Origin of the sequence: Thomasclavelia sp., from assembly GCF_017889095.1 — a bacterium.
Classification (GTDB): Bacteria; Bacillota_I; Bacilli_A; order Erysipelotrichales; family Coprobacillaceae; genus Thomasclavelia.
Genome location: NZ_JAGHEW010000400.1, coordinates 1 through 1,338, shown reverse-complemented (window position 1 = coordinate 1,338; position 1,338 = coordinate 1). Strand labels below are relative to the sequence as shown.

Below are 1,338 nucleotides of genomic sequence, written 5' to 3'. Positions count from 1 at the left end.
TGCAAATCGATACTTATAAAAAAGAAACTGATATTATTGATATCGTTAATAATTATGATCTTATTTTTATTGATATAGAATTAGAAAATTTAAATGGTATAGACATTGCTATTGATATAAGAAAATATAATACTGATATAAAGATAATCTTTGTTTCTAAACATTCAAAATATCTGGAAAGAGGCTATAAGGCCCATGCTGATAGATATTTTCTAAAACCAATTGATCAACTTGAGTTTGAATTAGAAATGGAAGATATTATAAAAGATTATAAATATAATCATCTGGGATTTTATGATAAAAAAATATATTGCAAAAAAATATATTACAAACATATTCTATATATTGAATTTTTACAAAGAAAAACGTATATTCATTTATTATCAGGAAAAGTGCTTGAAACATCTCTATCTTTAAAAGAGTGGTTATTGAAACTAGAAGATTATAACTTTTGTCGGATCCATAAATCATTTATTGTTAATATTTATAATATTGAAGAATATGATAAAACATTTATTAAACTGAAAAACGATGAAATTATTCCGTTATCAAGAGTATATTACAATGATTTTGAAAAAGCTTTTATAGCTCAAATTCATTTGCATATTTAACCCATTATGGATATTTTTATCCTATTTACTATAATTATAGTAATATTAGTTGTATATTACTGTTTTTATAAATTAAAAATCAATAAAAATCATTGTAATAAAATATTTATACTATTATTAATTATCTTTTTTGATTTATTATTATTTGCTTATAATTCAACAGAAATTTCATCAAATAATTCTAGATCACTCTATTTTTTATTTGTAATTATAGTGTTTATACTAATATGTGTGTTACTAAATAATATTTTTAAATTGTATTATTCAAAATATAAAAACACCTCATTAAAAACTTTTCCCTGGTATATTATAATAGTGCCTTCTTTGTTGTCAGTACCGTTTATATATATTGATGAGATCAAAAATATTCAAAAAAATAAATTAATCATTCATTTTATCATTATTTTACAGTTTATAATAATTTTAATGTACATTTTATTTTACTTTAAATCTAAACAGACAAAAAAATTAGAAACTAATTACACATCTTTACAACATAAAGAAGCAAATATAAAAGCAAAATATAATTTAGTCAATTCGCAATATATTAACAGTATTAAATATATTCATGATTCTCGTGATAAATTAATTGCTTTAAGCAATCAAATAAAAAACCAGGAGTATGATACAATTAGCGAAGAGCTAGAAAAAATAAATAATGATATTTTAAAAGCAATGAATCTATTATCAACCGATTCTCAAATAATTAATTTAGTAATTGAAAATT

Annotated in this window: 2 protein-coding genes; both read left to right on the top strand. The window is 20.2% G+C overall.

Features of this window, described 5'->3' with window-relative positions; genetic code table 11:
• The coding region (locus tag J7M77_RS16695) for a LytTR family DNA-binding domain-containing protein (protein WP_296880619.1) at positions 1 to 611 on the top strand (611 nt) is incomplete at its 5' end.
• 426 nt (positions 612 to 1,037) lie between these two features.
• Positions 1,038 to 1,338: hypothetical protein (locus tag J7M77_RS16690; RefSeq protein ID WP_296880617.1), on the top strand; the 301-nt coding region annotated here is incomplete at its 3' end.